This window comes from Rhodococcus sp. 15-725-2-2b (assembly GCF_002259075.1).
In the GTDB taxonomy this organism is placed as follows: Bacteria; Actinomycetota; Actinomycetes; order Mycobacteriales; family Mycobacteriaceae; genus Rhodococcoides.
Genome location: NZ_NPFL01000006.1, coordinates 649211 through 675662, shown reverse-complemented (window position 1 = coordinate 675662; position 26452 = coordinate 649211). Strand labels below are relative to the sequence as shown.

The window sequence follows — 26452 nt, the reverse complement described above, 5'->3', positions numbered from 1 at the left end:
GAACTCACCTGTTCATGAGCCTCTCGATGGCGTCGAACATCTTGAATCGTCCACTCGTCGGCACTGTTTCGATGTCGTGACCGGTGACGCCCCAGCTCGCCAACAGTGTGTTCGCGGCCTGCAGCCCGGTGGTGGCCGCACGTTCCATCAGCGCCACCGGCAGATCGATACGGATTCCGTCGCCGGCAAGTACCAGTGCGGGTTCGGGGGTACGGACGGTGGGGCGCTCGGCGAACGCGCCGAGGCCGAACATGGGGCAATCGTCACGCCACTCGGATCGTTCTGCGATCACCTCTGCATCGGCGGTTTCCGGATAGATCTCGTGCATCCGATCCATCAGCTGCTGACGCGTCACCTCCTCGGATTCCTCGGCGGCGTAGGCGTGCAGTTCGACGACGGAGCCGCCGGTGCGGGCAGCCCACTGCGCGGCCTCGTCCTCGAACCGTTCGAGCACGCTGATGTTGTCGATCGGGGGCATGCCACCGGTGCCGATGAAGGCGGGGCGATCGGCGTTGACGGCCTTGCTCAACCATACGCGGTGCACCAGGAACGGCGGTGTGTTCTGCAGTGCAGCAACCTGTTTGCGCCAATCGGGCGTCCCCAGCTCGGGTGACTGCTCGAGCACTCGCTGCAATCCGGCGATGTCGGTCGCCAGTACCACCGCGTCGGCGTCGATGATGCCGCCTGCGTCGACGCGAAACTTTCGCAACCCGCCGCGGCTGATCTCGCCGCACGGTGTGGAGGTTCTGATGTCGACTCCGAGTCCGGTGAGGTACTCCCCCAAGGGGTTCCACAGAGCCTGCGGGTACGGGTCACGGGGAACGTCGAAGATCAGGCCCTCGGAGGAGCCGAGGAAGTAGATGTGGAACATCATGGCGAGCTCGGCGGCAGACATCTTCTCGGGGTCGGCGAAGAAGCTGCGGGAGAACACTCCGAACGCCAGGTGCCGCGCGGCCTCGGGGAAGTTGATGTTGCGCAAGAACTCTGCGGCGGGAGTGATGTCCAGCTCGTCGAAGGTCTTGGGCACGCTGACCGTCATCAACGGCAGTGCCGCAATACCGTTGAGGTCGGTGAGGTCCTTCCACCGAAACGTCGGACTACGTTTGACGAACGCGAAGGCGTTGAGTGGCGGCGTTTCGGGCAAGCCCTTGAATCCGTCGATCCGGCCGTCACCATCGATCAGTGGGTAGTCGTCCACCGGACGCAGCCGAGCCAACTCGGGGTCGGTGCGGCGGAGCAGGTTTCGCAGGTTGTAGTACTGCCGAAAGAACGCATGGAAGCCGCGGCTCATGGTGGCGGGTGAGCCGTCCTCGAGCGTCGTGTCCCATCCGCCGACGCGGCCGCCGAGGTAGCTCTCGCGCTCGACCACGTGCACTTTCACCCCCCGCTCGGCCAGCGCGGTCGCAGCACTCAGACCCGCGATGCCACCGCCGACCACCACCACCTGCGGAACGTCCGCCAGCTGTGCGGCGTCGGAATATCCCTGCACCGCAGCATGAGTGACTCTCTTGGAATCGGTCAACGCTCTTCCTCCACGGGACGAGAGCCGAGGAACGTGTGCACCACACCGTTCTGCCAACCGGTCATGGTCTCTTTGGCCACCCCGGTGTAGCCGGCTCGCTGCATCCGCCGCATGAAGGCCGAGGCACCGTCGAAGGTCACGACGCTGCGCCACAGGTGCCGGTACAGGGTGGCGTCGCGCGTCGCCAGCCAGCCGAGAGGAATGATGATGCCCCAGCTCACCACGTTCCAGGAGATCCTTGCCCGCAGCGAGTCGTGCACCGAGTACTCGTGGAATGCGATGGTCGAGCCCGGACGCAGCAGGGACAGAAGCGATTTCAGCTCCGTGTCGGGATCGTCGACGTTCCTGATGAGGTACGCGGCGAGTATCGCGTCGAACGGACCGTCCACCCCGTTGATCGCCAGATCTTCGACGCGTGAGTGCACGAACGTCACGTTCGACGGCCAGTCCTTGCTCCGCGCGACCTCGAGCATCTCGGCCGACGCGTCGGCGGCGACGATCTCGGCATGCGGCGCGGCTTCGAGCAGCGCTGCAGTGGATGCGCCAGTGCCGCAACCGATGTCGAGCAGACGCAGGCCTGCACCCAGGTTCGGGATCCGCAGCCGCTTGGCCGACTTGAGCAGGTGTTCGTGGTAACCGGGGTTCGCTCCGACGAGCCGGTCGTACGCCTTGGCACCGACATCGAATGCCCCGGGAACTTCGTTGCGCGGCAGTCCGCCCTTACCGACCTTCACAGTGCCTCTTCCTTGCTGACGCGGGCCGAGGGCCCACCCTGGACCGATACGACATCACCGTGCTGCAACTGCCGTCCGCGCCGCACATCCACATCCCCGTTGACACTGACCAGACCGTCGGCGATCACGCCCTTCGCCTCGGCACCGGATTCGATGAGGTTGGCGAGCTTGAGGAATTGACCCAGTCTGATCGATTCGTCGCGGATGGGGACATCGTGTGCGTCGGACATGTCTCCATCCTGTACTAGCAAGCCGTTCGCTGCTACCAACCGGTCACATCGACGAACGGAACCGGCGCAACCGCAGGCTGTTGCTCACCACGAACACCGACGACAGCGCCATCGCGGCACCGGCGAGCATCGGGTTGAGCAGGCCCGCAGCGGCCAGCGGCACAGCGGCGACGTTGTAGGCGAAGGCCCAGAACAGGTTGCCCTTGATCGTGCTCAGGGTGCGCCGGGAGAGCCGGATGGCATCGCCCACGGCCCGTAGATCACCGCGCACCAACGTCAGGTCGCTGGCCTCGATCGCCACATCGGTGCCCGTGCCCATCGCAAGACCCAGATCCGCCGTGGCGAGGGCGGCCGCGTCGTTGATGCCGTCGCCGACCATCGCCACCACCTTGCCCGACGCCTGCAGTTCCCGAACGGCATCGACCTTGCCCGTCGGCAGGACACCGGCGATGACCTCGTCGATTCCCACCTCGGCGGCGATCGTGCGAGCGGTGGCCTCGTTGTCGCCGGTCAGCATGACCGGGGTCAGGCCGAGTGCCCGCAGTTCCGCGACGGCCTGCTTCGAAGTCGGCTTGACCGAGTCGGCGACCACCAGCACTCCGCGGGCCCTGCCGTCCCAGCCGAGAGCGACGGCGGTGCGTCCCTGCCGTTCGGCGGCCTCGAAAGCATCTGCGAGTTCGGTGGGTAGAGGCATCGACCAGTCGGCCAACAACGAACGACGCCCGACGACCGCGGCGCGACCGTCCACGACGCCCTGCACCCCGAGGCCGTCGAGGCTGGTGAATTCTTCGACGGCCATGGACTGGGTCGAACCCGCGATGGCGCGGGCGATGGGGTGTTCCGAACCCGATTCCAACGCTGCCGCCACGGCACGGACCTCGGTCTCGTCCTCACCGTCGGCCACGTGCACCGACTGCAGCGTCATCTCACCGGTGGTGACGGTCCCGGTCTTGTCGAGTACGACGGTATCGATGCGGCGCGTGGATTCGAGGATTTCCGGGCCCTTGATCAGTATCCCGAGTTGCGCGGCCCGGCCGGTACCGACCATCAGCGCAGTCGGTGTGGCCAGGCCGAGTGCGCACGGGCACGCGATGATGAGCACGGCGACTGCAGCAGTGAACGCGCCCGCTGCGGAACTGCCTGCACCGAGCCAGAATCCGAGGGTCGCGACCGAGATCGCGATGACGATCGGCACGAAGATTCCGGAGATACGATCGGCCAATCGCTGCGCCTGCGCCTTGCCGGTCTGCGCGTCCTCGACGGCCTTCGCCATCTGCGCGAGCTGAGTGTCGGAGCCGATTCGCTTGGCTCGGACGGTGATTCGGCCACCGACGTTGAGCGTCGCGCCAACCACTGCGTCGCCGACGCCGACTTCCTCGGGCACGGATTCGCCCGTCAGCATAGATCGGTCGACGGCCGAGGAGCCGCTCTCGACGGTGCCGTCGGTGGCGACCTTCTCGCCCGGACGAACGACGAACAGATCGCCGACGGCCAACTGCTCGATCGGAATCTGTTGTTCCGTATCGTCTTTCAGCACCGCCACCGTCTTGGCACCGAGGTCCATCAGAGCGCGCAGCGCCGCGCCGGCCTGGCGCTTGGATCGGCTCTCGAACCATCGTCCGGCCAGGATGAAGGTGGTCACGCCCGCTGCGGCCTCGAGGTAGATGTTGCTTGCCCCGTCCGTACGCGCGATCGTGAACTCGAACGGATGCGTCATACCCGGGGTGCCTGCGGTGCCGAAGAACAGAGCGTAGAGCGACCACCCCAACGCCGCGAGGGTGCCCATGCTGACGAGGGTGTCCATGGTCGAGGTGCCGTGCCGCAGATTGGTCCATGCGGCGCGGTGGAACGGCAGCGCGCCCCATACGACCACCGGCGCGGCGAGAGTCAACGACAACCACTGCCAGTTGGTGAACTGCAACGCCGGAATCATCGCCATCGCGATCACCGGCACGCTGAGCACCGCCGAGACGATCAGTCGCTGCTTCAGCGGGTCGGCGGGAGGCTCATCGGCCGGTTCGGCCGCAGGCAGAGAGGCGGTGTAGCCGGCAGCTTCGACGGCCGCGATCAGGTCCTCGGTGGCCACGCCGTCACTGGTGACGCGTGCCTTCTCGGTGGCGTAGTTGACCGTCGCGGATACTCCGTCGAGCTTGTTGAGCTTGCGTTCGATGCGGTTGGCGCACGACGCACAGGTCATGCCGCCGAGGATCAGTTCGGTTTCCTGGCTCATGCCTGCCCCTCCCGTGCTTCGATGGTGAATTCGGCTGTGTGCACGACGCCCCCGTGCTGAAAGTCCAGGAAGAGCGCATATGTTCCCGCGGTCGGCGCGGCGACGGTGAAGTCGACCGTCGGTCCCGGCGGCCCGTCCTCGGGGTGAACGTGTAGATAGGCGAGGTCGTCGGCGCGGAGGGCCACCAGGTGTCCGTAGGCACCGAGATACGGCTCGAGATCGGTGACCTCGCGGCCGTTCTGCGCGATCGACAAGGACACGATGGAGTTCGAGCCTGCGGTGACCGCTCCGGTGAGCGTCACCTCGTAACCGTCGACCCTCGATGTCACATTCGGTGTACTCAGGGGCTCCGGCCGATAGTCGCCGGGAACGGTCAATTCTGCCCCGAGGGTGATGTTCTCCCCGCCGGCCGGGGTGAAGTCGGCGAACAGGCGGTACGGCCCGGATCGGGTGAGATCGAGAGTCGTCGACCATGTTCCCGACGCGTCGCGCGTCGGATGGACGTGCTGGAAGTCGGTCAGATCGCGCCGAACGACGATGAGGTGCAGTTCCTCGGTGTGCATGAGGTCGTAGTCGGTCAGTGCCGCCCCGTCCGGTCCGCTGATCGTGAAGGCGACCGGTACGTCCGGTCCCGATTCGACGACCGATCGTTCGAGCGAGAGTGTGTAGCCGTCCTGGGTGGCCTGAAGCCCGGCTGGCACTGCGGCCGGGGCAGCCGTCTCGTCGTGCGCGTCGTGGCCGGTGTGCGACGCGGCTGCGGTCGCCTGGGCGTCGGGTCCGATCTTGTCCCCGACGAACAGCGCCGCCAGGAACAGGAACGCGATCCCGACGAAAAATCCGGCGAGCTTGGTGGGTGCGTCGAGCTCCTGCCGTTCTGTGTTCACGGCACTACCCTACCCCCCCAGGGTATCTATTCGGTAGTTCCGAGTGTCATCTTGTATCCGACGTGGGCGAGCCCGGGCATGACGGTCTACTGCAGCGCTCCCACCACCTCGTCACCGTGCACCGCCACGACCTGCAGGTTTCGCGGGTCCGATGAGATGTCGTCGAAGGCGGTGCGATACCGATCCATGTCATCGGCGCGCTCCCGCGTGAGACCCAGCGGGTCGGCGACGAGCAGAGCCACGATCGATTGGAGGTCCGACGCCACCGCCTCGCGCACGACGCAGGTCGACCCATCGGTCAGGTCGAATTCCGTCGATGTCATTCGTCGGTGAAAAGCCATGCGTACGACGGTAAATGATGCGGTTTGTAACGCGAACGACCCGACCGACGAAACCCCGGGTAACCCATTGGCAACTGCAGTGGGGATCGGTTCGGGCGGACATGATGGGGATCGAAGACATGAATGTTGGCAAGTCGAAGCGTGCGCGCGTCGCGTTGAGCGCGTTTGCGATCGGAGCCCTCGGTGCCGGAGTAGTCGTTGCCGCACCGTGGTCGACTCCGTCCACGAGCACCGAGGCATCGATCGAACTGGTCTCGACCGCAACCTGCTACGACATGGTGAGCATCGCTATCGGCGGCCGCGGCGACACCCCGCGCGAGGGCGTCAAGTGGCTCACCACCCCCGAGGGCGAGCGGCTCCCCGCAGCGATGTCCGGCGACTACTCCAGCGACTGGATCGACCAGGCCGTCCGTGCGCCCAACAACGGCAACGTGGTTCCGGACTCCTACGCCGCGGTGTACGTCGAATACCCGGCAGACCTGGCGAGCTACGAGAACGCCGTACAGACCGGCGTCACCAACTCGCAGACCATCATGAGGACGATCTCGGCGTCCTGCCCCAAGACCCGCTTCGCCATCGTCGGCTACAGCGAGGGCGCAGACGTTGCCCGCCGCACCGCGATGGAGGTCGGTAACCAGGTTGCGTCCGCCGACGGCACCTACGGAATCGTCGACCCCAACCAGGTCGTCGGTGTCGTCATCTTCGCCGACGCCGGCCGCGTCGCCGGGGAAGGACCGTTCCCCGGCGCCGAGAACCCGTTCAGCAATCCGGACGGCTTCGACACCCGGTACCAGAACGGCAACAACGCAATTCCCGGTCAAGGAGCACTACCCGGTACGTCCGGTGGATTCGGAGCGCTCGACGGCCGAGTGGCGTCCTTCTGCTCCGACGGCGACCTCACCTGCGCACTGCCCGCCAACACGTCACTGATTCACCTCGCCGCCAACGTCGGTCGCCAGGTCAACGCCGACGCGCTGCAGAACGAGAACCTCAACCCCGCCACCGGTGCCGATCTGGCGCTGGCACTGGGACGCATCGCCGTCAATGCCTTCAACGACATTGCTTCTCAGCCCAACTGGATGCAGAGTGACGAGACGTTCCTCGACGTGCTGATCAAGGTGTCGGAGCCCGGCTACAAGCCCGGCACAGTGACCACTCCGGTCTCGGCCAAGGTCGACGGCGAGCAGGAGCCCATCGAGACCGGTCAGATGGTCGACATGGTGTACCTGCCGCAGAAGATCTTCAAGGAGATCACCGGATTCATCTCCTCGAACCAGAACACCATCCCCGTCGTGATGAACGACCCGTACGGCCTCACCCTGGCACCCGGATCGGGACACCACTTCGACTACTGGCGCGACGCCGACGCCGCCAACGGCAAGCCACTGACCTCGGTGCAGTACGCAGCGGCCTGGCTGACCCAGCTGGCCGAGCAGGCCAACCGGGGCGAGCCGGTGAAGACCAAAGAGGTGCAGGAGAAGGCCGGACGTGCAGCGGTCGAGACGATCGTGGCACCTGTGACCACGTCGGCAACCACGACTCCGAAGGCCACCACGACCACCCCGGCAACCCCGTCGCCGATCGTGACCACCACCGTTCCGGTTGTGCCTGCACCCGTCACCACCGCCGAGACACCGGCACCCGCCGTCGTCGCGACTCCCGAGTGCACGATCCCCGTCGAGGGTGAAACCCCCGTCGAGGGAGCACCGCCGGTCTGCGTCACCGCAACCGAGACGGCTGCCGAGTCCGTGATTCCCACGACCACCGAGGTTGTACCTGCGCCGTAGTCCAGTGCATGCAGAACGCTCACGAGCCCGTCCACCGCGTCATTCGGTGGGCGGGCTCGTGCGCTGTCGCATCAAGCGATTCGCCGTCGAATTCACCGGACTCAGGCCGTGCCGCGTAGCTTCCCTCGGATCACGATGCCCACGATCCTCGACATGCACCATGGCAATCGACAGAGGTACCGCTACGACCAGCCACAACAGCGGGGACAGCGGCAGTCCAACCCGGCCGAGCAGCGCGTCGGTGATGAGCGTGGCACCGAAATACGAGGGCAAGAACATCGCCACGGCGAGGAAGAACCCCAATGTCACATCGGAGACGTCGTCGGGCAGATCTCTGTTCCGGTTGTGATCGGCCATCCCATGCAGGCTACGGCCACGGTGCCGTCGCGGGAATGGCCGCTGTCGGCAGCTACCGCGCCGCCGGATTCTGGGTGGGTCTGCGCATCAACACCGCACAGGCAACCGTCACCACCGCAACGACCACGAGCCCGGCCAGCGACAACACCAGGTGGTCGGGCTCGCTCTTGCGGGTGGCGACCGCGTTGTCCGAAGACAATGACAGCCCCGCTTGGTAGCTCGCGGCGAACACCGTCACCGGCAGCGACATGGTGAACAACGCAGGCAACGCGACGGCCAACGAACCCGGCGCCGTCGACAACACGGACACCAGCGCGTACGCGACGACGAACGTCAGAGCGAACTGCGACACCGACGGCAGAGCGACGTAACCCTCGATCAGAGCTGCACCGGCAACGACCAGCAGCCCACCAAGTCCGACGTAAACCTGCGGCCACCGGTAGCCGATCCCGGCTCCGACGACCAGCAACGCGGCACTCACGGCCAACTGCAGCGAATCCTCGACCGCGAATCCCATCGACCCGATCGTGGCCGACGCGAACAGCACCAGCAGTACGCGCCCGTCTCGCCCGGGCAATGCGAACGCGGCCACCACCGCAAGCACGGCCATACCGGCAAGTGCACCGAGCCAGACGGCATCCCCACTGTCGTGACCGTCGGCGAACCAACTCACAACACCGGCAGCTATGGGCAGCGGAAGTCCGACCAGCAGAGTCCGTCGGGTCTCGTGCGACTGCAACGCCACATCGCGGTGTGCCTGGTAGAGCGAGAGCGCCGTACCCAGTGCCGCAATCACCATGACGATCGCTCGCTCCGGAACCACCGCATCCTCGGCACCGACGACATCCCACACGAACACTGGACCGTCGTCGGCTTGCAACAGGGCATCCAGCGCTGTGCCGAGAAGACCGGCTCCGATCGCGGCGACGGCCAGCGATGCCTGCGTTCCGCGATGTCGCCCCGCGAGTACGGCGGAGGCGCCGAGCAGGGCACCTGCGCCCACTGCGCCGGCCCAGTCGCCGAACATCCCGGTCACCATGCCGACTGTCCGGAACACGACGACGAGTACTGCTCCGATCGCCACGACAAGCACACCCCGCGCACTCGAACGCGCGAGCGCGACGCTCACCAGGCAGGCGGTCAACGCGAGGACGGTGAGCCCGTTGACGATCGTTGTCGGTGAACCGAATTCGGCCGTGCTGCTCAGCAGGGAGTCGAAGGGTCGGATATCACTGACCGCATAGCCGACGACGAAGCCGGCCAGGATCATCGACAGTACTTTCATACTGTCGATCATGCCGTCAGCCGAATTTCACTCCCTGCGCCAGGGGCAGTTCGTTGGAGTAGTTGACGGTGTTGGTTGCGCGGCGCATGTATGCCTTCCATGCGTCCGAACCGGATTCACGTCCGCCGCCGGTTTCCTTCTCTCCGCCGAATGCCCCGCCGATCTCGGCGCCGGACGGTCCGATGTTGACGTTGGCGATGCCGCAGTCGGAGCCGGCAGCGGACAGGAAGCGCTCGGCTTCACGCAGGTCGGTCGTGAAGATCGATGACGAAAGACCCTGCGGCACATCGTTGTGCAGTGCGATGGCCTCGTCGAGGGTGTCGTACATCAGCACGTACATGATGGGGGCAAACGTCTCGTGCTTGACGATGTCGGTCTGCGCGGGCATCGTCACGATCGCAGGCTGAACGTAGAACGAATACTCGTCGACCACGTTCACCCGCTCCCCGCCGACCACCACTGTTCCGCCGTCGGATACCGCGGCTTCGAGCGCCTTCTGGTACCCCGCGAACGCACCGGCGTCGATGAGCGGGCCCACCAGAGTGTCTGTGGCCAAGGGAGATCCGATGGAGAGCGTCTCGTATGCCGCGACCAGCTTTGCGACCAGTTCCTCCGCGACCGAGGAATGCACGATGACGCGTCGCAGCGAGGTGCAGCGCTGACCGGCCGTCCCGGCGGCCGAGAACACCAGTCCACGCGTCGTCAGATCGAGATCGGCCGACGGCGTCACGATCGCGGCATTGTTTCCACCGAGTTCGAGCAACACCCGGCCGAATCGCTCGGCGACCCGAGGTGCGACGGCACGGCCCATTCTCGTCGAACCGGTGGCCGACACCAACGCAACTCGCGAATCGTCCACCAACGCTTCGCCGGACGCGCGATCACCGATCACCAGCTGTGCGATCTTGGGGTCCACTCCCGCGGCAGCGGCGGCACGCTCGAACAGCGCCTGCACTCCGACGGCGGTCAGCGGAGTCTTCTCCGACGGCTTCCAGATGACGGTGTCTCCCGCGACCAGCGCAAGAGCGGTATTCCAACTCCACACCGCGACAGGGAAATTGAAGGCGGTGATGACACCGACGACACCGAGCGGATGCCATTGCTCCATCATCCGATGCCCGGGCCGTTCGGTGGCGATCGTGTTGCCGTACAGCTGACGCGAGAGTCCGACGGCGAAGTCGCAGATGTCGATCATCTCCTGCACCTCACCGAGCCCCTCGGAGACGATCTTTCCGGCCTCGATGGACACCAGCGCGCCCAGATCCTCTTTGTGTACGCGCAGCAGTTCGCCGAGTTCCCGAATCACCTGACCACGTACCGGAGCGGGCACCTGCGACCACGACACGAACGCGGTGCGCGCGTCGGCGACGACGGCCTCGACGTCGGCAGCCGAGGCCGACGCCAGCGACGCCAGGTTCCCTCCGGTGATCGGCGATCGCGCGATGATCGCGTCGGGTCCCGCGGGGGCGTCGAGCGCGATCGTGGCACCCAGCCGGTCGAGGATGGCGCGAGTGCGCACACTCAACTCGTCGTGGGTGATGGATGCAGACATGCGCGTACACCTTCCGTGAAGAGAACCGAACCGTCGGAGATCAGCCTACCGACGACGGCCACGACAGTATAATTTCCTGTCATGTGGGGTTGCTTACGGACTTTTAACGCGTATCTTCGTCTTCATGACGCAAGTATTACAGCGCACCGGAGTGACCATCGATGCCTCCAACGTCCGCGACGTGATCGGCGAACACCTGTTGGCCGACGGTTTCGAGTTGGTACTGGACCTCGATGCTTCGACCGGGTGCACCCTGGTCGACGCCAGAGACGGCACCCGCTATCTGGACCTGTTCACCTTCTTTGCGTCCAATGCGCTGGGCATGAACCATCCCGCCCTGATCGACGACCCGGAGTTTCGGGCCGATCTCATGCAGGCGGCGATGAACAAGCCCAGCAACTCCGACATCTACACCGTGCCCATGGCCCGATTCGTCGACACGTTCGCGCGGGTTCTCGGTGACGCTCGCCTACCGCACCTGTTCTTCGTCGAAGGCGGCGCACTGGCAGTGGAGAACGCGTTGAAGGTCGCCTTCGACTGGAAGTCACGGTGGAACGAGCGCAACGGCATCGATCCCTCGTTGGGCTCGCAGGTGATGCACTTCGAGCACGCATTCCACGGACGCTCGGGCTACACGATGTCGCTGACCAACACCGACCCGAACAAGGTCGCCCGCTTCCCGAAATTCGACTGGCCGCGCATCCCGTCCCCCTTCATCAGATCCGACAAGAACATGGACGAACTCGAGGACGCATCGCTGGCGGCAGCCCGCATGGCGTTCGAGGCCAATCCGCACGACATCGCTTGCGCCATCATCGAACCCATCCAGGGCGAGGGTGGAGACCATCACTTCCGGCCGCGCTTCCTGCAGAAGCTGCGCGAGCTGTGCCACGAGTTCGACGCGCTGTTCGTGATGGACGAGGTGCAGACCGGTGCCGGAATGACCGGCACCGCATGGGCATTCCAGCAGCTGGGCGTCGTCCCCGATGTCGTCGCCTTCGGTAAGAAGGTTCAGGTCTGCGGCGTCATGGCCGGCGGTCGCGTCGACGACATCGACGACAATGTCTTCGCTGTCAGCTCCCGCATCAACTCGACGTGGGGTGGCAACCTCACCGACATGGTGCGGTCGCGTCGAATTCTGGAAGTGGTCGAATCCGAGAAGCTCATCGACCGGGCCGGTGAGCTCGGAGCAGTGCTGTTGAACATGTTGCAGGAGCTGGCAACTCGACACACGGCTGTATCCGAGGTCCGTGGACGCGGGCTGATGTGCGCCTTCTCCCTACCCGACGCCTCCACCCGCGACCGAGTGATCGAGCTGTTGCGCACCGAGGAACATGTTCTGGCGCTCGGCTGCGGCGAGTCGGCAGTGCGATTCCGCCCTGCACTGACGATCACCGAAACCGAGCTGACCCAGGCCGTCGACTCCATCGACCGGGTGCTGAGAATGCTCTGACATTGTCAGGTAACTCTTGACAACATCGGCGGCCTGCTGTCAGGATTTTCCTGACACAGGAGGTCAGTCATGGATCCCATCACCCTCGCAGCCGAGGCTGATATCACCGCTGCAACGCGGGCGGTCGTAACAGCGGCAGCCACCGAAGCGGGCCGTATCGCAGACGAGATCATCGGCACCGGTCCGCTGCCGGGCACCCCGGAATGGGAGGCCGATCAATCTTCCGATCTGCCTGCACGTCGGAGTCTCGCGTGGCATCTACTCAGCCTGCGCGTGCAACTGGCGGCAGGCCTGGACGGCATCGAAACCGTGGTGGTGCTCCGAGTTCAGGGTGCAACGTGGGCGACGATCGGGACGGCCGTCGGCATGTCGCGGCAATCCGCGCACGAGCGGTGGGGTGCCCGCTCGGCGGCGATTCTCGATCCGGTCGGCGACGGTCTGCCCGAGATCGTGCCGAACGACAGTCCGGCCTGAATCACAACAACATTCGCTCTGCGCCCTCTGCCACGGCATCGGCTGCCCGTTGGAGTGCGGCAGACGACAACGACCACTGCTGCCAATACAGCGTCACGTCGTCGATTCCGTTGTCGTCGAAGCACATCAGCGTCTCGCGGGCCTGAAGATCCGGAATCATGCCCCAGCCGAAGCCGAGGTCGACGGCCCGTGCGTAATCCGAGGACGCAGGCACCAGATGTCTCGGCGGCTCATGCGGTTCGACATCGAATCGCTGTAAGTAGTGGTCCTGCAACCGGTCGTCGGCATCGAACACCACCACCGGCGCGGAGCGCAAGGCCTCTGCCGTCACTCCTGCGGTGAACCACCGTTCGATGAACTCGGGTGTGGCCGACGGCCGGTAGCGCATCGCACCGAGGCGTCGGACGGTGCAGCCACGAACCGGATCGGCAACGGACGTTATTGCGGCAGAGACGATCCCGTCGTGCAGCAACTGCGCCGTCCGGTCCTGATCCTGTCGATGCAGATCGAAGGTGGTGTTGCGCGCCAGTGAAGAGAGCGCGGGCAACACCCAGGTCGCCATCGAATCCGCATTGACGGCGAGCGAAATCGGCGCGGCGACGCCGTCGTCACTCAGTTCGGCACGAGTCTGCTCGGTGAGAGTGTCGATCTGGCGCGCCAGACGCAGCACTGCGACGCCCGACTGAGTTGCGACCACCGGCTTGCTCCGCTGGACCAGAGTCCGGCCGAGTGATTGCTCCAGTGACTTGATGCGCTGACTGATCGCCGAGGGCGTCACGTACAGCGCGCGGGCCGCGGCTTCGAACGTTCCGCTGTCGACCACGGCCCTCAGGGCTCTGAGCTGCTCGATCTCCATCAGATGAAGCTACGCTAATTGTTCCTGAAATACATTCGCTGGACCTAATGACGGCTCGCTCCTAACGTTGCCGTCATGACCTCCCTTGCGGCCGCACAATCGACCCTCACCGGACTGGGCGTCGGACTTTCCCTCATCGTCGCCATCGGAGCGCAGAACGCCTTCGTGCTGCGCAAGGGGCTGCAACGAGCCCACGTATTACCGGTGGTCGCGGTGTGCGCACTGTCCGATGCGGTCCTCATCCTGGCCGGGGTGGCTGGAATCGGTGTCCTCGTGGATCGATTTCCCGTGGCTCTGCGGATCGTGACCGTCCTGGGTGCTCTGTTTCTCCTCGTCTACGGTCTGATGGCGTTGAACCGCGCCCGAACACCTGCTTCCATGACCTCCCAGGTGGAGGGAACGGGTTCGCTGATCGCCGCCCTTGCCACCTGCCTGGCCCTGACCTGGCTCAATCCGCATGTCTACCTCGACACCGTGGTGTTTCTCGGCTCGATCGGCAACCGACAGCCGGGGGACTTGCGGTGGTGGTTCGCCGTCGGCGCGATGCTGGGCAGCGTCCTGTGGTTCACCGCCCTGGGCTACGGATCACGGGTGCTGAGTCCGCTGTTCGCCAAGCCCGCTGCGTGGCGGGTACTCGACCTCGGCATCGGAGCGATGATGCTGACCCTGGCTGCTCTGCTGGTTTTCGGCTGAGCCACGACACTCGAGACGTTCGCAGCACTTGATCGGTGGTACAACGAGTGATCTGATAGTCGCGAAAGACCGACCGCACGGTCTCGAAAAGACTGGAGGATTCTCCGTGCCGTACCTCGGCCTGCTGATCATGCTGCTGTCGATCTTCTGTTTGATCGACGTCATCACCGCCGACGATTCGGGAATCCGGCACCTCCCGAAGATCGTCTGGCTGCTGCTCGTCATCGTTCTGCCGCTCGCCGGGTCCATTGCGTGGCTCATCGTCGGCCGGCCCGAGAACGGCGGCATCTGGGGTGGCAGCGGTGCACCGCGTACTGCGTCGGCCTATCCCGAGTACGACGCAAGACCCGGACGGGCCGTCGCCCAGTCGCAGGAAAGCGACGAGGAGTTCCTACGCCGCTGCCGCGCCCGCGCCGAGGAGCAGCGTCGCATCGCCCGCGAACAGCGCAAGAGCGAATGAGCCGACAACTAGAGAAGCCATGGCCAAGCTGACGACGTTTCCCGAACCGAACTCCGCCCTCTCCGATCCCGCCGACCTGTTTCGCGAGTACCTGCGCTTCTATCGCGGCGAGTTGGTTCGGCGCATCACTGCACTGAGCGGCGATTCCTTGACCACCACAGCCCTACCCTCCGAGTGGACCCCACTACAGATGCTGACCCATCTGGTGCACATGGAGCAGCGCTGGTTCGTCTGGGGATTTCTCGGCAGGGCAGTCGACGCGCCGTGGGGTGACGAGAAAGACGGCTCCTGGCATGTGCCGGCCGAAGTGGACGCCGAGACCCTGCTGGGCAGACTCGACGACGGTGCCCGGCTCACCGAAGAAGTACTGAGCACACATCGGATGGACGAATTGGCAACTCTCGGTGGAAGATTCACCGATGAGCGGCCGACTCTGATCTGGATCTGCTTCCATGTACTCCAGGAATACGCCCGTCACCTCGGCCACCTCGACGTCGCAGTCGAACTGGCCGGCGGGCCGAGAGGTGAGGGACCGGCATGAGAATCAACATCACCAGCGTCTTCGTCGACGATCAGAGCAAAGCGCTGACGTTCTACACCGAGGTACTGGGCTTCGTCGTCAAGCACGACGTAGCCATGGGTGGCCCCGATCGTTGGCTCACGGTCGTCTCGCCGCAGGATCCTGAAGGCACCGAGTTGCTGCTCGAGCCCAGCGGTCATCCCGCAACCGCACCGTTCAAGGATGCACTGTTCGCGGACGGCATCCCGTTCACACAGTTCGCGGTGGACAGTGTTGCAGCAGAATACGATCGGCTCATCGGCCTGGGCGTTCGGTTCACTCAGCAGCCCACCGAGATGGGCCCGGTGATCACTGCGGTGTTCGACGACACCTGCGGCAACCTGATTCAGATCATCGCTCCGTCGAGCTGACGCCTCAGAGGTTCGCGTACAGATCGACGGTGGTGCCGTCGGGATCGTGTACGACGGCATAACGCTGCCCCCAGAACGCATCCCACGGCTGCAGGTGTCCGGTGTACCCCGCCTCGGTCACCGCTGCCCACGCCGCGTCCACTCCGGCGGCGGAACCGCAATCGAACGCGAGCGCGACGCGGTGGCCCCCGCTGGGCGGCGTCCACGTCGGATCGAACGACGCGATGGTCGACGGCAGGTCGAACAGCAACCTGACGCCGCCGAGGTCGACCTCTACGTGCTGCTCGGCATCGGCGTCGGCCGGAATGTCCAGTCCCAGAACGCGATAGAATGCCAGAGCTGCGGCCATATCGGCGACGACGATCTCGATTCCTGCCAGACGTGGTTTCACGACGACAAGGCTAGCCGTGTCAGCCCCAGTTCGCGGCATTCGTCAGACAGAACGGATGCCCGGCCGGATCCAGCAGCACCCGCCAGGTATCGCCCGGCTGGTCCTCGGGCAGCGTCGCACCCAGCTCCACCGCAGCCGACGCCGCGACATCGAGGTCATCGACCGCCAGATCGAAGTGAAACTGCTTGCTGCCGTTGGCGTTGGGCCACGACGGCGGTTGGTAATCGTCGACGCGACCGAATCCGAGCGCACTGCTCGGACCCTGCAGCATCGCGTAGTCCTGCTCCGCGTGCACGACGCTCCAGCCCAGCAACGACGACCAGAATTCCGCGCTGGCCGTAGGGTCTGCACAGTCCAGGGTGACCATCTTCAGCGTGGCAACGGGTGTCTCGGTCATGGTGTTCTCCTTTTCGTGTCGGACCAGGCTCCTACACTGACGCGCGTGCCGGATAGGAAAAACGCGACAGCCACCCAGTCCGGCGTCCTGCGGCCGGATCAGCTGGCTCGATATGTCGATCTGACACGGCTGCCGTGTGCAGCGGCGTTGGAACCGTGGGTCGAGAACTACTGGCAGCTGCGATGGGATCTGCCGTCGGACATCTCGTATCGCAGCTCGACGCTCCCGCACCCGGCCTGCACGTTGAGCGTCGAGCACGGCTGGACCCGGGAAGGCGTCGTCGAACCGGTGGTCGTGACGGGCGTGCTCACCCGTCGCTTCGACGTCGTGCTCGCCGAATCCGGTTGGGTGTTCGGGGTCAAGTTCCGTCCCGGCGGATACGCGAGTTTCACCGGAACCGTGGCCCGAAATCTGCGCGACGTCTCGGTCGCGCCGCCGACCCCGTTCCGAGCCGAGACCGTTGCTGCACTGGCCGAGCTGGGAGGACATCTCAATGCCGACCACTGCCGAACCGTCGTCGACTCGGTTCTCGCGCCCTATGCCCGTGACGTGGAACCGGAGTACCGGACCGTCCTGGGCATCATCACGACGATGCTGCGCGACCGGACGCTGGTTCGCGTCGCACAGGTGGAACAGCGGTGCGCAATCGGCACTCGTCGATTGCAACGGCTGTTCGAGCGCTACGTCGGTGCGACGCCCAAGTGGGTGCTCGGGCGGTATCGGATTCACGACGCTGTCAGTGAACTCGACAACGGCTACTCGGGTCCGCTGGCAGACCTGGCCGCGCGATACGGCTGGTTCGACCAGGCTCACTTCACTCGGGAGTTCACCGAACTGGTCGGAATGCCGCCGAGCGCCTACCAACCCTGAGTAACGCCTTCGTCACGCAATGCGACTTTTGCGGATTCGTTTGGCACAGTATCCCGCGGTGCTCGACGAGCATCTCGGTGAGGAACAGCAGCACAGAGGAAGAGTGGGCTTCAACGCATGATCAACATTCTCATCGCCGGTGGAATCGCGTTGGCGGTCTCGATTCTGTTGACTCCATTTCTCATCGCGCTGTTCACCCGGCAGGGATTCGGCCAGGAGATCCGTGTCGAGGGTCCGGCAAGTCACCACGCCAAGCGAGGAACGCCGACGATGGGCGGCGTCGCGATCATCGTCGGCCTGTGGGCCGGTTACCTCGGCTCCCACCTGGTGACGATGGGCGGTGACGGACCGTCGGCTTCGGCGCTGTTGATACTCGCTCTTGCGACGGCACTCGGCGTTGTCGGCTTTCTCGACGACTACATCAAGCTCCGCATGAAGCGGAGCCTCGGACTCAAGGCGACCGGTAAGTACGTCGGGCAGATCAGTGCAGCGGTGATCTTCGCCGTGCTGGCGCTGCAGTTCCGCAATGGGAACGGACTGACTCCGGGCAATGTCGAACTGTCGCTGGTACGCCAATCCACGTTCTTCACCATGGCCCCGATCGTCTTCGTGCTGTTCTGTGTCTTCCTGGTCGTCGCCTGGTCCAATGCGGTCAACCTCACCGACGGTCTCGACGGCTTGGCCGCAGGATCGATGACACTCGTCCTCGGCGCGTACACGGTGATGACGTTCTGGCAGTACCGGCAATCCTGCGCCACCAACTCCGTGGCCGGGTGCTATCAGGTGCGCGATCCACTCGACCTCGCCGTCGTCTGCGCGGCTGCCGCGGGTGCCTGCATCGGATTCCTCTGGTGGAACGCAGCTCCGGCGAAGATCTTCATGGGCGACACCGGCTCACTCGCCCTCGGCGGACTGCTCGCAGGCCTGTCGATCGTGAGCAAGACCGAACTGATCGCCCTCGTCTTCGGAGCCCTGTTCGTCGCCGAGAGTGCCTCCGTCGTCATCCAGGTCGCGTCGTTCAAGAGCACCGGAAAGCGACCGTTCCGCATGGCACCCATCCACCACCATTTCGAGCTGGCCGGCTGGGCGGAAACGACGGTCATCATACGACTGTGGCTGTTCGCTGCCATCGCGTCGGCACTGGGGCTCGGGTTGTTCTACAGCGAGTTCCTCGCCGCCGTCGGCTGACCTCTACGATTCTGGGATGACTGACGAACTGTCTCCGGTTGCCAAGGTCGACGCTCTCGCCGCCGAACTCGAGCAACTCGATGCTCGACGCGTCGCCATCGGGGTCGAACTCGTCAACCTTCAATTCGGTCTCGACGGAGACGCCAAAATCCGCGCGACGGAGGTCTTCCACAGCGACTACCTGGGCCGACTGTTCACCTTGGTCGAGGAACTGCGCACCGACGAATAGTTTCTGGCCCCGCTAAACAGCATCCGGGTCAGAGCGAGACACCACGGTCAGCCGGAAGTCTCGCAGCGACAGAGTGAATGCGGCCAACGCTGCAATCGCTACTCCACCGATCGGAAACACCAACCACGGATTGCCGATGGTGGGAGCGAAGGTCGACGGGACCTCTTCATCACCGAGATACGGTACAAACACTGCGTCTGTTTCATACGTTTCGGCCACGTAGGTGTCCGAAACTGAACTACCGATTGACGTCCAGCCGAAGTCAGCTGCAGGAGGCGAGTTGATCTCGATACTCAACGGATGCTCCCACCACCAATTCGACGCGACTTCAGTTGGTTGCGGTGGCCAATGCGTCCAGGCGAGTGCGCTGCCCGCTCCCAGCGCCACGCCGACCACGATCAACACCACGAACAGGTGGACGCGGCTGCGCCGACGATCCTGGACGATTCGCAGACCCGCATCGACGAGAAACGAGGCCACCACCAAGCCGGCCGCCAGTCCCGCAGCGACGAGATAGAGCGACACCGGGAACCAACTCGGACGGGCGTAGGTCACTCCCAGGTACTGCGGATCGACAACGGCGACATGCCAGACCACCGCTGCGGCTGCGCCCGTCGAGGCCCCGACTGCCGCGAGCATTGCAACCAGCATCTTCCCTGATGGGCTGTCCACGGGCGGGACTCTACCCTTGACCTGAAGTTCGGTTCAGGTTTTAGGGTCTGCCTCATGACAACGACAACCAGCAGACCGATGCAGCCGCCAGAGCGTCAGCCCGTCGGGTTCTGGACCGCGCGAGCCGGGGAAGCCATTCGAGCGCGGACCCGCGGCGCGCTGCACGAGATAGGCGTCACACAACCCGAATGGTGGCTCCTACATCAGATCTCGCTGCATCCCGCAGGAGCCGAGCGCGCCGAGACGATCGAGAAGATCGGTCACAACGACACCCCGGAGGTCATCGTCGAGGCCATCGACTCCGCGGAGTCCAAAGGTTGGATCGTGGAATCGAATTCACGTCTGACGTTCACCCCGGACGGTCGCGACATGTTCCGGCGCGCAGCCGATCTCCAGAACATGCTGCAGGAGGAGCGCATGAGGGGCATCAGTAAGGCCGACTTCGTGACCACCATCGAAGTCCTGCAACGAACGATCGAGAACGTCGGAGGCAATGCCTGGCATTGGTGACGATCAGGCGGTGCGGGCCACCTCGCGCGGGATCGGGTTACCCTCGAGCCCTCGACATCAGCACGCCTACAACTAAGCCGACGACTGCTCCCAGAACAGGCAAACCGACTACGAGTGCGCCCAGCGGCCCAGGCATACCCAGGAACTCCGAGTACTGCGAATGGCCTGCGACGAACGCGTAATTCACTCGACGCGGTGCGCCCGTCCACAGGACGATACCGATCGACGCGATGAGCCCGAGTGAGAGTCCAATCAGTGCGGAGACCTTACGCATCCGAGCGGGCTTCGCGGGCCGCTGCTGCGAATGCGGCCATGCTCGGGAATTTCATGTCGACGCTGTATTGCTCGGACGGCTCCGGTGTTGCGCCCCATCCGGGGCGATCGTGTCGCCGATCGATCCACACCGAGGCGATGCCGTGCCGTTTCGCCGGTACGTGATCGTGGAACAGGCTCTGCGCAACATGGAGTAGCCGTGATCGTGGAACACCCAGCGTCTCGAGGACTCCATCGAGCGCGTCGAAGTGGTTGTCGGCCGGTTTGTAGGCCTTGACGTCCTCCGCGGTCACGATGGCATCGAACTGCACGCCGAGCCGGCGGTTGCTACCTGCGAAACCGTCGCGGTGCACATTGGACAGTATGACGAGCTTGCAGCTCTCACCGAGGGACGCCAAGGCGTCGGCGGAGTCCTCGAATGCCGGCCAGTCCGAAACGGAGGCCCCGAGCTTGTCCGCCCACTCGGCCGATACAGGTATTCCCAATGCGCGCCCGGTCTGCGCGAAAGCATCGGCGAGTATCCGCGGGTACAGCGCAGAGGGTGAATCCCGCTGCGCCTGAGATTCGTTGACGCCGTGCATCTCGAGAAGCTCGTCGTCGGACAGCGGAGAACCGGCCTGCTGCGCCCATGGTCTGAGCACCTCGAGGATGCCCGCTTCCCAATCGATCAGCGTTCCGTAGCAATCGAAGCTCAGGACGTCGTAGTCGGCGAGATTCATGCGGCCGGTCCTCCTTGCGACAATTCGATGACGGCCGACTGTTCGTGCCGATACCGTGTTCAGGTCACCAGCAGCCTACTGCTCTTCGTCTGTTCTCGAGCGTCCGACCGTCGCTGCGACCACCGGACCGGACGCCGACCGATTCGAGATCAAACGTGTTGCGCAGCAGATGTATCGGGTTGTTCACCGTGGTCTCGTCCGGGAAAGTGTCAGGCGGGGTGAGCTCGTTCGCAGCGATCCGTGCGGACCATCGCCGGGTCACGACGCAGGTAGAATTTCATCGAGCCGACTCGATCGACGACGAAGGGCAGCCCTGTGAGCATCGACCGCGACAGTGCCGACACCAACAAACGCAATGTCGACGACGCACTGAACAAGATCGACAAGCCCTGGCAGCCTCACCGACTCGTCAGCGTCAACGACTACGACGTGAAGGTCGTCAAGCTGCTCGGCGAATTCGTCTGGCACACACACCCGGACACAGACGAGATGTTCTTCGTCCACCGTGGGGAACTGATCATCCAGCTGCGCGACCGGGACGTCGTTCTCGGACCTGGTGATGTCTTCGTCGTCCCGGCAGGCGTCGAGCACTGTCCCAAGGCCGTCGAGGAGGTGTCGGCGTTGCTGTTCGAGAGGGCGGGCACCGTCAACACCGGGGATGTTGGCGGAGAGATGACTTCGCAGGTCCACGAGTTGTGACTCGACTGAAGCTGCGCGCTGCTGTCCCGTCCGACGCCGATTTTCTCTTCTCGATGGCGTCGGACCCGGAGGTCGTCCGATGGGTCGGTGATGGAAAACCCTGGAGTAGAAACTATTTCGATGGTCGATTCTCACGTGCCCTGAACGCCGAGGACACCCGAACGCCGGACGTGCCGAGGTGGTTCATCGGCACCGCCGAGGATCGACACCCCGTCGGCTTGCTCAGCCTGACTCGACGATCGGACCACATCGAAGTCGGGTACTGGGTGCATCCGACCCATTGGGGTCGTGGCTACGCCGGCGAACTGATCGACCTCGCGCGGGATCACACGGATGGTCTCCCGATGGCGGCGCAGGTGTATCCGGCCAACAGTGCCTCACGTCGGGTGCTCGAGCGTGCCGGGTTCACACTCGTCGACGACGGTGATCCCATGATCTTTCGACGTCCTCCGACGTAAGGATTCTCCGGTTCACCAGGTCCTGATGGGACGGGGCCGAACCGAGGTGCGGCCGGTGGTGACGCCGCGCACCATCGGTCGCATCAGGAATTCGTGCGGAAACCCCAGGTCGATAACGCTGGCTGCGTGCAGTGCATCGAGGTGGGAGTCGTCGAGGGTGACATCGAGCGCAGAGATGTTCTCCTGCAACTGTTCCGGAGTACGCGCGCCGATCAGCGAGCTGACGACCGACGGATGCCTGAGCGTCCATGCCAGCGCTACCTGAGACGCGGACGCCCCAAGTTCGCGTGCGACACCGACGACGGCGTCCGCGACTGCGAGCCCCCGCGTGGTCAGCGTTCCGTTCGCCTTGGCGTGATCGCGACGGGTTCCCACTGGGCTGTCCGAGCCCGCCGTCGCAAGGTCTGCGGCAGAGTATTTGCCCGTCAACACGCCACCGCCGAGGGGAGCCCAAGGAATCACACCGAGGCCCAAACTCGCTGCCATCGGCAACAATTCCCGCTCGGTTGTTCTCTCGATCAAGCTGTACTCCACCTGAAGTGCCGCGAACGGCGGCCACCCGCGCAATTCCGCGGTGGTCTGCATTCGCGCGACTTCCCATGCCGGTGTGTCCGAAATTCCTATGTACAGAACCTTTCCCGAACAGACCAGCTCACCGAGCGAAGCGATGATCTCGTCACTCGGCGTCATACGGTCCCACGCGTGCACATACAGCAGGTCGATGTAGTCGGTACCGAGATTCCTCAGGCTTGCTTCGACGGACCCGCGGAGACTCTTTCTACCGCCCCCACCTGCGTTCGGATCCGACGGATCACGCGTCGCCGCATATTTCGTCGCGACGACGACCGAATCGCGGCGGCCCCGGAGAAATGTACCCAGGTACCGCTCCGACTGTCCGTCGGTATAGATGTTGGCGGTGTCGACCATGTTTCCGCCGGCGTCGAGGTAGGCGTCGAAGATTTTCCTCGAGTCTTCCTCGTCCGCACCCCAACCCCACGCATCGCCGAATGTCATGGTTCCCAGCGACAGAGGTGAAACTCGCAGACCAGAGCGGCCCAGCAGTCGGTAGTCGTCCAAACGTGTCATCGGTCATGTCTCCTTCGTGTCCGGTCCCACTCACCGTCCTGGCACCGAGGGGGAACGGAAAGGACCAGATCATCCTGGGAAGAGCGATACCAGGCCGATCGCGCCCGAGTGCCCTACCGTGGATCGGGTGAGCGGGCAGCTGGGTCGAGACGAACTGGCGGCATTTCTGCGCGTCAGGCGCGAGGCGCTGATCCCGTCGGACGTCGGTCTACCACCTCGGATAGGGGCATCACGTACGTCCGGTCTGCGGCGTGAGGAGGTCGCTGCGTTGGCCGGTGTGAGCGTGGATTACCTCGTTCGTCTCGAACAGGCACGTGATGTCAGGCCGTCCGCCCAAGTGGTGCAGTCACTGTCGAATGCGCTGAAGTTGTCTGCTGATCAGACGGGCTACCTGTTCACGCTCGCCGGCCATCGCGCACCCGACCGACCCGCCGTCCAGCAGGTGCCCGACGGCATCCGAGCGTTGATCGACGACATCGGTCCGTTGCCAGCGATGGTACTCAACCACCGACTCGACATCCTCGCCGCGAACGACACCATGGCCGCACTCCTCCTCGACATCGACGAACGCCCGGTGTCGGAGCGCAATGTTCTACGAATGTGTTTCCTGGACAGCCGATTCGACGGATTCTACGAGGCACGCGACGACGTCGTCCGAGGCGCGGTGGCAGACCTGCGTGCCGCATGGGTGAACCACTCTCACGACCAGGAGCTCGCCGCCTCGATCGACGAACTCGAACGAGGCAGCGCAGAATTCGCCCGCTACTGGCAGTCCCGTGAAGTGTCGGTGCGCAGCCGCGGTGACAAACCGATGCGACATCCGCTCGTCGGACCGGTGACCGTGACGTTCGATGTCCTCACTCCACTCGGCGACCCTGATCTACGTTTGATCGTCTACCGGCCTGTCGATGCGCAATCTCGTTCTGCGCTGGACGAACTCGGCCGGTTGCGCTCTCATCGAAAGCAGCGGCACCTGCGCACGATCTGAATCCGACCTTTCGCGGCACGGAAAGTCGAGACTCCATCGGTCCAGTGCTCCTATCGTTTCGGGCAGAACGAAGGAAGGTCACCGGCACATGCTCGAACGATGGAACGCAGCACTGGACTACATCGAGAAGAACCTCGACCGCGAGATCGATCCGACCGAACTCGCTCGGATCACCCTTACATCGGAATATCACTTTCGACGCGTGTTCTCGGCGCTCGCCGGACTACCACTGTCGCACTACATCCGACAACGCCGAATGACGCTGGCAGCAGCCGACATTCTCGACGGACAGGGCGTACTCGACGTCGCGACCAAATACGGATACACCGCGGACGCGTTCACCCGCGCCTTCCGAGACCTACACGGCATCACACCATCTCGAGCACGCCGCCCCGGAGCCATCCTTCGTTCCAGACAAGCAGTGACATTTCACCTGACCATCGAAGGACGAAGCACCATGCGATACCGCATCACCGACCTGCCTGCATTCCACATCGTCGGCAAAACCACCCGAATCCCACTCCGATTTCACGGCGAGAACACCGCCATGACCGAATTCCACCGAAACCTGGCCCCCGGAACCGGCGACGAATTACGTGAACTTGCCGACCTGCCCGAACTCCCCGACATCCTCTTCGTCAGCGACGGCTTCGAACCCGAACGCGAGGACGGCAGTCTCTTCGACTACTACTTCGCAGTTGCAAGCACGTCGGCCGGAACACCCGACTGGGACACCCTCGCCGTGCCCGCATCGACCTGGGCGGTATTCGAGACGAGCAGCAACACCGCACTCGCCCCCGCACTCCAACAACTCTGGGCCGACGCCTTCAGCGAATGGTTCCCCTCCAACCCCTACGAAACAATCCCGGGACCGGAAATCCTGACCGTCACCGAAGCCTCCCCCGACTGGTCCTCGGGAGCGGGAGAACTATGGCTCCCCATCCAACGAAATCCATAGCCGTCCTCATCTCCTCCCCTCCCGGCGCTGCCCCCCCGTTGACCACTCAATGTGACGTTCAGTGGCCTTTTCGGGGGTCAATGTCACATCGAGTGGACTGCTGGAGGGAGCCCAGCGCACGGCCAATCGGTCTCGGCCGCCGTGCTCGGTAGTCTGACGACATGTTGGCCGGCCGACGAGAGGGGTTGCGTCGGCGATATCTGTCGCTGGGGATCGGCGAGCTGGTCGCAGCCGTAGTCTTCCTGACGCTTGCCCTCACCATGGCGATACCGCGGCTCGACGACCGACAAGACCGTCTCGCGTTGTGGTCCGCCCTTGTTCCGTTGCTCGTCGTGCTCGTACAAGCGGGGGTCTACTGGCTGCTGGCGCGTTCCTGGGTCGAAAACCACCCGATGCCCGTCTTCCTACGCGGGACCTACCGGGTGTGTCGAATCGTCGACGTCGCGTTGCTCGCTGCCGGGTTGGTGGGCATCATCGTATGGCTTCCCGCCGGGATCGGTGCGGCTCTCGCCGTCGTCGCGGTATGGCTCTTCGGAGTCATCGAGTTCGTCAACTACTTCGTCGTCCGGCTTTCCTATCCCGTACGCCATTGGCTGTCGACTGTTCGTCAGCTGCGCACTCCTCGATTGGTTCGCGACATGAACACTGTTGCCTGACTCCACCGTCGGCGTACCCGGTAGACACTCGATGTGACATTCAGTGGACTTTTCGGCAGTCAATGTCACATCGAGTGGACTGCGGTCGACTGGGCGAAACGCTCAGGACGATCGACGAGCCAGGATTTCCGTGATGTCGGCCAGAGCAGGGATTGCCGCAGAGAGTGCTCGACGGCTGTCCACGGTCAGCTCGTCGAGTGCGTCGGAAAGGACCTGCGAGCTGACTGCGTCGTATTCGGCGAGGAGGCGGAGGGCCTTGGTCGACGCCGTCAGGGTCGCTCCCCGGAGGTCGTTCGACGAGATCGATCGTTCGACGAGACCCGCGTCGACCATTGCCTTGATCAGGTTGCTCACGGTGGAGCGAGCGAGGTTCAGATGTGCCGCGAGGACGCCGGGGCTCATCGACGGCTTGTCGACCAGCGCCCTCATCACCTCGACGTGCGAGTCGGGGAGGTCAGGCAAATCCGCGGCCTCGCGGGTCGCGCGGAGCAGCGAGCGTCGCAGCGGCCCCAGTTGTCGCGCGAGCTCGATTGCGGAGGAGTGCATCGTTCGATGATCGCACATGTAGTT

The 26452-nt window shown here is 64.3% G+C and carries 32 protein-coding genes; 16 read left to right on the top strand and 16 right to left on the bottom strand.

Annotation, left to right across the window (positions count from 1 at the left end; genetic code table 11):
• Positions 1-4: 4 nt before the first annotated feature.
• The 6 genes from CH306_RS09025 to CH306_RS09000 form a co-directional block, all read right to left on the bottom strand.
• Positions 5-1522 (bottom strand): NAD(P)/FAD-dependent oxidoreductase, encoded by a 1518-nt coding sequence (locus CH306_RS09025; protein ID WP_094646307.1) that lies wholly within the window; start codon positions 1520-1522, stop codon positions 5-7.
• Positions 1519-2256, bottom strand: a complete 738-nt coding sequence (locus CH306_RS09020; protein ID WP_094646306.1) for a class I SAM-dependent methyltransferase — start codon at positions 2254-2256, stop codon at positions 1519-1521. The genes CH306_RS09025 and CH306_RS09020 overlap by 4 nt, the downstream gene beginning before the upstream one ends.
• Positions 2253-2486: an RNA-binding S4 domain-containing protein gene (locus CH306_RS09015; protein WP_032397061.1), complete on the bottom strand. Its 234-nt coding sequence runs from the start codon at positions 2484-2486 to the stop codon at positions 2253-2255. The genes CH306_RS09020 and CH306_RS09015 overlap by 4 nt, the downstream gene beginning before the upstream one ends.
• 43 nt (positions 2487-2529) lie before the next feature.
• Positions 2530-4716: a heavy metal translocating P-type ATPase gene (locus tag CH306_RS09010; RefSeq protein ID WP_094646305.1), complete on the bottom strand. Its 2187-nt coding sequence runs from the start codon at positions 4714-4716 to the stop codon at positions 2530-2532.
• Positions 4713-5600: a hypothetical protein gene (locus CH306_RS09005; protein WP_094646304.1), complete on the bottom strand. Its 888-nt coding sequence runs from the start codon at positions 5598-5600 to the stop codon at positions 4713-4715. The genes CH306_RS09010 and CH306_RS09005 overlap by 4 nt, the downstream gene beginning before the upstream one ends.
• 86 nt (positions 5601-5686) lie before the next feature.
• Complete coding sequence (locus tag CH306_RS09000) at positions 5687-5941, bottom strand: hypothetical protein (protein WP_143545374.1); 255 nt, start codon at positions 5939-5941, stop codon at positions 5687-5689.
• Positions 5942-6045: 104 nt separating this feature from the next.
• Between CH306_RS09000 and CH306_RS08995 the strand changes: the two genes are divergently transcribed.
• The gene (locus CH306_RS08995; protein ID WP_094646302.1) at positions 6046-7728 is read left to right on the top strand and encodes a cutinase family protein; all 1683 of its coding nucleotides are present in this window, start codon (positions 6046-6048) and stop codon (positions 7726-7728) included.
• A 39-nt stretch (positions 7729-7767) separates the two neighbouring features.
• On the opposite strand, the gene CH306_RS08990 is transcribed toward CH306_RS08995, so the two are convergent.
• Genes CH306_RS08990 through amaB form a run of 3 tightly spaced genes read right to left on the bottom strand, consistent with a single transcriptional unit; the run spans position 7768 to position 10922 of the window.
• Positions 7768-8085, bottom strand: a complete 318-nt coding sequence (locus CH306_RS08990) for a hypothetical protein (RefSeq protein WP_094646301.1) — start codon at positions 8083-8085, stop codon at positions 7768-7770.
• Positions 8086-8137: 52 nt separating this feature from the next.
• Complete coding sequence (locus CH306_RS08985) at positions 8138-9370, bottom strand: hypothetical protein (RefSeq protein ID WP_094646300.1); 1233 nt, start codon at positions 9368-9370, stop codon at positions 8138-8140.
• 16 nt (positions 9371-9386) lie between these two features.
• Positions 9387-10922, bottom strand: a complete 1536-nt coding sequence (gene amaB / locus CH306_RS08980; protein ID WP_094646299.1) for an L-piperidine-6-carboxylate dehydrogenase — start codon at positions 10920-10922, stop codon at positions 9387-9389.
• Positions 10923-11046: 124 nt separating this feature from the next.
• On the opposite strand from amaB, the gene lat reads away from it, so the two are divergent.
• Both lat and CH306_RS08970 read left to right on the top strand, forming a co-directional pair.
• The gene (lat, locus tag CH306_RS08975) at positions 11047-12375 is read left to right on the top strand and encodes an L-lysine 6-transaminase (RefSeq protein WP_094646298.1); all 1329 of its coding nucleotides are present in this window, start codon (positions 11047-11049) and stop codon (positions 12373-12375) included.
• Positions 12376-12444: 69 nt separating this feature from the next.
• Entirely contained in the window at positions 12445-12849 is a 405-nt protein-coding gene (locus CH306_RS08970; protein ID WP_045197865.1) for a hypothetical protein, read from the top strand.
• Between the two features lies 1 nt (position 12850).
• Here CH306_RS08970 and CH306_RS08965 read toward each other — a convergent pair whose 3' ends face one another.
• Complete coding sequence (locus CH306_RS08965) at positions 12851-13705, bottom strand: LysR family transcriptional regulator ArgP (protein ID WP_179272804.1); 855 nt, start codon at positions 13703-13705, stop codon at positions 12851-12853.
• 75 nt (positions 13706-13780) lie between these two features.
• On the opposite strand from CH306_RS08965, the gene CH306_RS08960 reads away from it, so the two are divergent.
• The 4 genes from CH306_RS08960 to CH306_RS08945 all read left to right on the top strand — a co-directional run bounded on the left by CH306_RS08960 (position 13781) and on the right by CH306_RS08945 (position 15788).
• On the top strand, positions 13781-14398 hold the full coding sequence (locus CH306_RS08960; RefSeq protein WP_094646296.1) for a LysE/ArgO family amino acid transporter: 618 nt from the start codon (positions 13781-13783) through the stop codon (positions 14396-14398).
• A 106-nt stretch (positions 14399-14504) separates the two neighbouring features.
• Positions 14505-14858 carry a PLD nuclease N-terminal domain-containing protein gene (locus tag CH306_RS08955; protein WP_094646295.1) on the top strand — a complete coding sequence of 118 codons (354 nt, stop codon included), beginning with the start codon at positions 14505-14507 and terminating at the stop codon, positions 14856-14858.
• Positions 14859-14877: 19 nt separating this feature from the next.
• Entirely contained in the window at positions 14878-15399 is a 522-nt protein-coding gene (locus tag CH306_RS08950; protein ID WP_094646294.1) for a mycothiol transferase, read from the top strand.
• Complete coding sequence (locus tag CH306_RS08945) at positions 15396-15788, top strand: VOC family protein (RefSeq protein WP_032397048.1); 393 nt, start codon at positions 15396-15398, stop codon at positions 15786-15788. Before CH306_RS08950 ends, CH306_RS08945 begins: the two co-directional genes overlap by 4 nt.
• Positions 15789-15792: 4 nt before the next feature.
• Here CH306_RS08945 and CH306_RS08940 read toward each other — a convergent pair whose 3' ends face one another.
• Positions 15793-16218 carry a VOC family protein gene (locus CH306_RS08940; protein WP_052049975.1) on the bottom strand — a complete coding sequence of 142 codons (426 nt, stop codon included), beginning with the start codon at positions 16216-16218 and terminating at the stop codon, positions 15793-15795.
• Positions 16199-16576, bottom strand: a complete 378-nt coding sequence (locus CH306_RS08935) for a VOC family protein (RefSeq protein ID WP_094646293.1) — start codon at positions 16574-16576, stop codon at positions 16199-16201. Before CH306_RS08935 ends, CH306_RS08940 begins: the two co-directional genes overlap by 20 nt.
• Positions 16577-16621: 45 nt before the next feature.
• Between CH306_RS08935 and CH306_RS08930 the strand changes: the two genes are divergently transcribed.
• The 3 genes from CH306_RS08930 (at position 16622) to CH306_RS08920 (ending at position 18863) form a co-directional block, all read left to right on the top strand.
• On the top strand, positions 16622-17446 hold the full coding sequence (locus CH306_RS08930; RefSeq protein ID WP_256981102.1) for a helix-turn-helix transcriptional regulator: 825 nt from the start codon (positions 16622-16624) through the stop codon (positions 17444-17446).
• 117 nt (positions 17447-17563) lie between these two features.
• Positions 17564-18634 (top strand): phospho-N-acetylmuramoyl-pentapeptide-transferase, encoded by a 1071-nt coding sequence (gene mraY / locus CH306_RS08925; protein ID WP_032397044.1) that lies wholly within the window; start codon positions 17564-17566, stop codon positions 18632-18634.
• Between the two features lie 16 nt (positions 18635-18650).
• The gene (locus CH306_RS08920; protein WP_094646291.1) at positions 18651-18863 is read left to right on the top strand and encodes an oxidoreductase; all 213 of its coding nucleotides are present in this window, start codon (positions 18651-18653) and stop codon (positions 18861-18863) included.
• Between the two features lie 12 nt (positions 18864-18875).
• Here the strand turns inward: CH306_RS08920 and CH306_RS08915 are convergent, their stop codons facing one another.
• Complete coding sequence (locus CH306_RS08915) at positions 18876-19535, bottom strand: hypothetical protein (protein ID WP_094646290.1); 660 nt, start codon at positions 19533-19535, stop codon at positions 18876-18878.
• Between the two features lie 54 nt (positions 19536-19589).
• On the opposite strand from CH306_RS08915, the gene CH306_RS08910 reads away from it, so the two are divergent.
• The gene (locus tag CH306_RS08910; protein ID WP_094646289.1) at positions 19590-20045 is read left to right on the top strand and encodes a MarR family winged helix-turn-helix transcriptional regulator; all 456 of its coding nucleotides are present in this window, start codon (positions 19590-19592) and stop codon (positions 20043-20045) included.
• Between the two features lie 266 nt (positions 20046-20311).
• Here the strand turns inward: CH306_RS08910 and CH306_RS08900 are convergent, their stop codons facing one another.
• Positions 20312-21037 (bottom strand): HAD-IA family hydrolase, encoded by a 726-nt coding sequence (locus CH306_RS08900; protein WP_094646287.1) that lies wholly within the window; start codon positions 21035-21037, stop codon positions 20312-20314.
• Positions 21038-21406: 369 nt separating this feature from the next.
• Between CH306_RS08900 and CH306_RS08890 the strand changes: the two genes are divergently transcribed.
• Together CH306_RS08890 and CH306_RS08885 are read left to right on the top strand one after the other, a co-directional pair.
• Positions 21407-21736, top strand: a complete 330-nt coding sequence (locus CH306_RS08890) for a cupin domain-containing protein (protein ID WP_179272832.1) — start codon at positions 21407-21409, stop codon at positions 21734-21736.
• The gene (locus CH306_RS08885) at positions 21733-22194 is read left to right on the top strand and encodes a GNAT family N-acetyltransferase (protein WP_179272805.1); all 462 of its coding nucleotides are present in this window, start codon (positions 21733-21735) and stop codon (positions 22192-22194) included. The genes CH306_RS08890 and CH306_RS08885 overlap by 4 nt, the downstream gene beginning before the upstream one ends.
• Before the next feature lie 12 nt (positions 22195-22206).
• On the opposite strand, the gene CH306_RS08880 is transcribed toward CH306_RS08885, so the two are convergent.
• Complete coding sequence (locus CH306_RS08880) at positions 22207-23280, bottom strand: aldo/keto reductase (RefSeq protein WP_094646284.1); 1074 nt, start codon at positions 23278-23280, stop codon at positions 22207-22209.
• Between the two features lie 127 nt (positions 23281-23407).
• Between CH306_RS08880 and CH306_RS08875 the strand changes: the two genes are divergently transcribed.
• The 3 genes from CH306_RS08875 to CH306_RS08865 all read left to right on the top strand — a co-directional run bounded on the left by CH306_RS08875 (position 23408) and on the right by CH306_RS08865 (position 25882).
• Positions 23408-24268: a helix-turn-helix transcriptional regulator gene (locus CH306_RS08875; RefSeq protein WP_094646448.1), complete on the top strand. Its 861-nt coding sequence runs from the start codon at positions 23408-23410 to the stop codon at positions 24266-24268.
• 88 nt (positions 24269-24356) lie between these two features.
• Positions 24357-25226 carry an AraC family transcriptional regulator gene (locus CH306_RS08870; protein WP_094646283.1) on the top strand — a complete coding sequence of 290 codons (870 nt, stop codon included), beginning with the start codon at positions 24357-24359 and terminating at the stop codon, positions 25224-25226.
• 161 nt (positions 25227-25387) lie between these two features.
• The gene (locus CH306_RS08865; protein WP_045197834.1) at positions 25388-25882 is read left to right on the top strand and encodes a hypothetical protein; all 495 of its coding nucleotides are present in this window, start codon (positions 25388-25390) and stop codon (positions 25880-25882) included.
• 102 nt (positions 25883-25984) lie between these two features.
• On the opposite strand, the gene CH306_RS08860 is transcribed toward CH306_RS08865, so the two are convergent.
• Positions 25985-26428 (bottom strand): MarR family winged helix-turn-helix transcriptional regulator, encoded by a 444-nt coding sequence (locus CH306_RS08860; RefSeq protein WP_217901355.1) that lies wholly within the window; start codon positions 26426-26428, stop codon positions 25985-25987.
• Positions 26429-26452 lie beyond the last annotated feature (24 nt).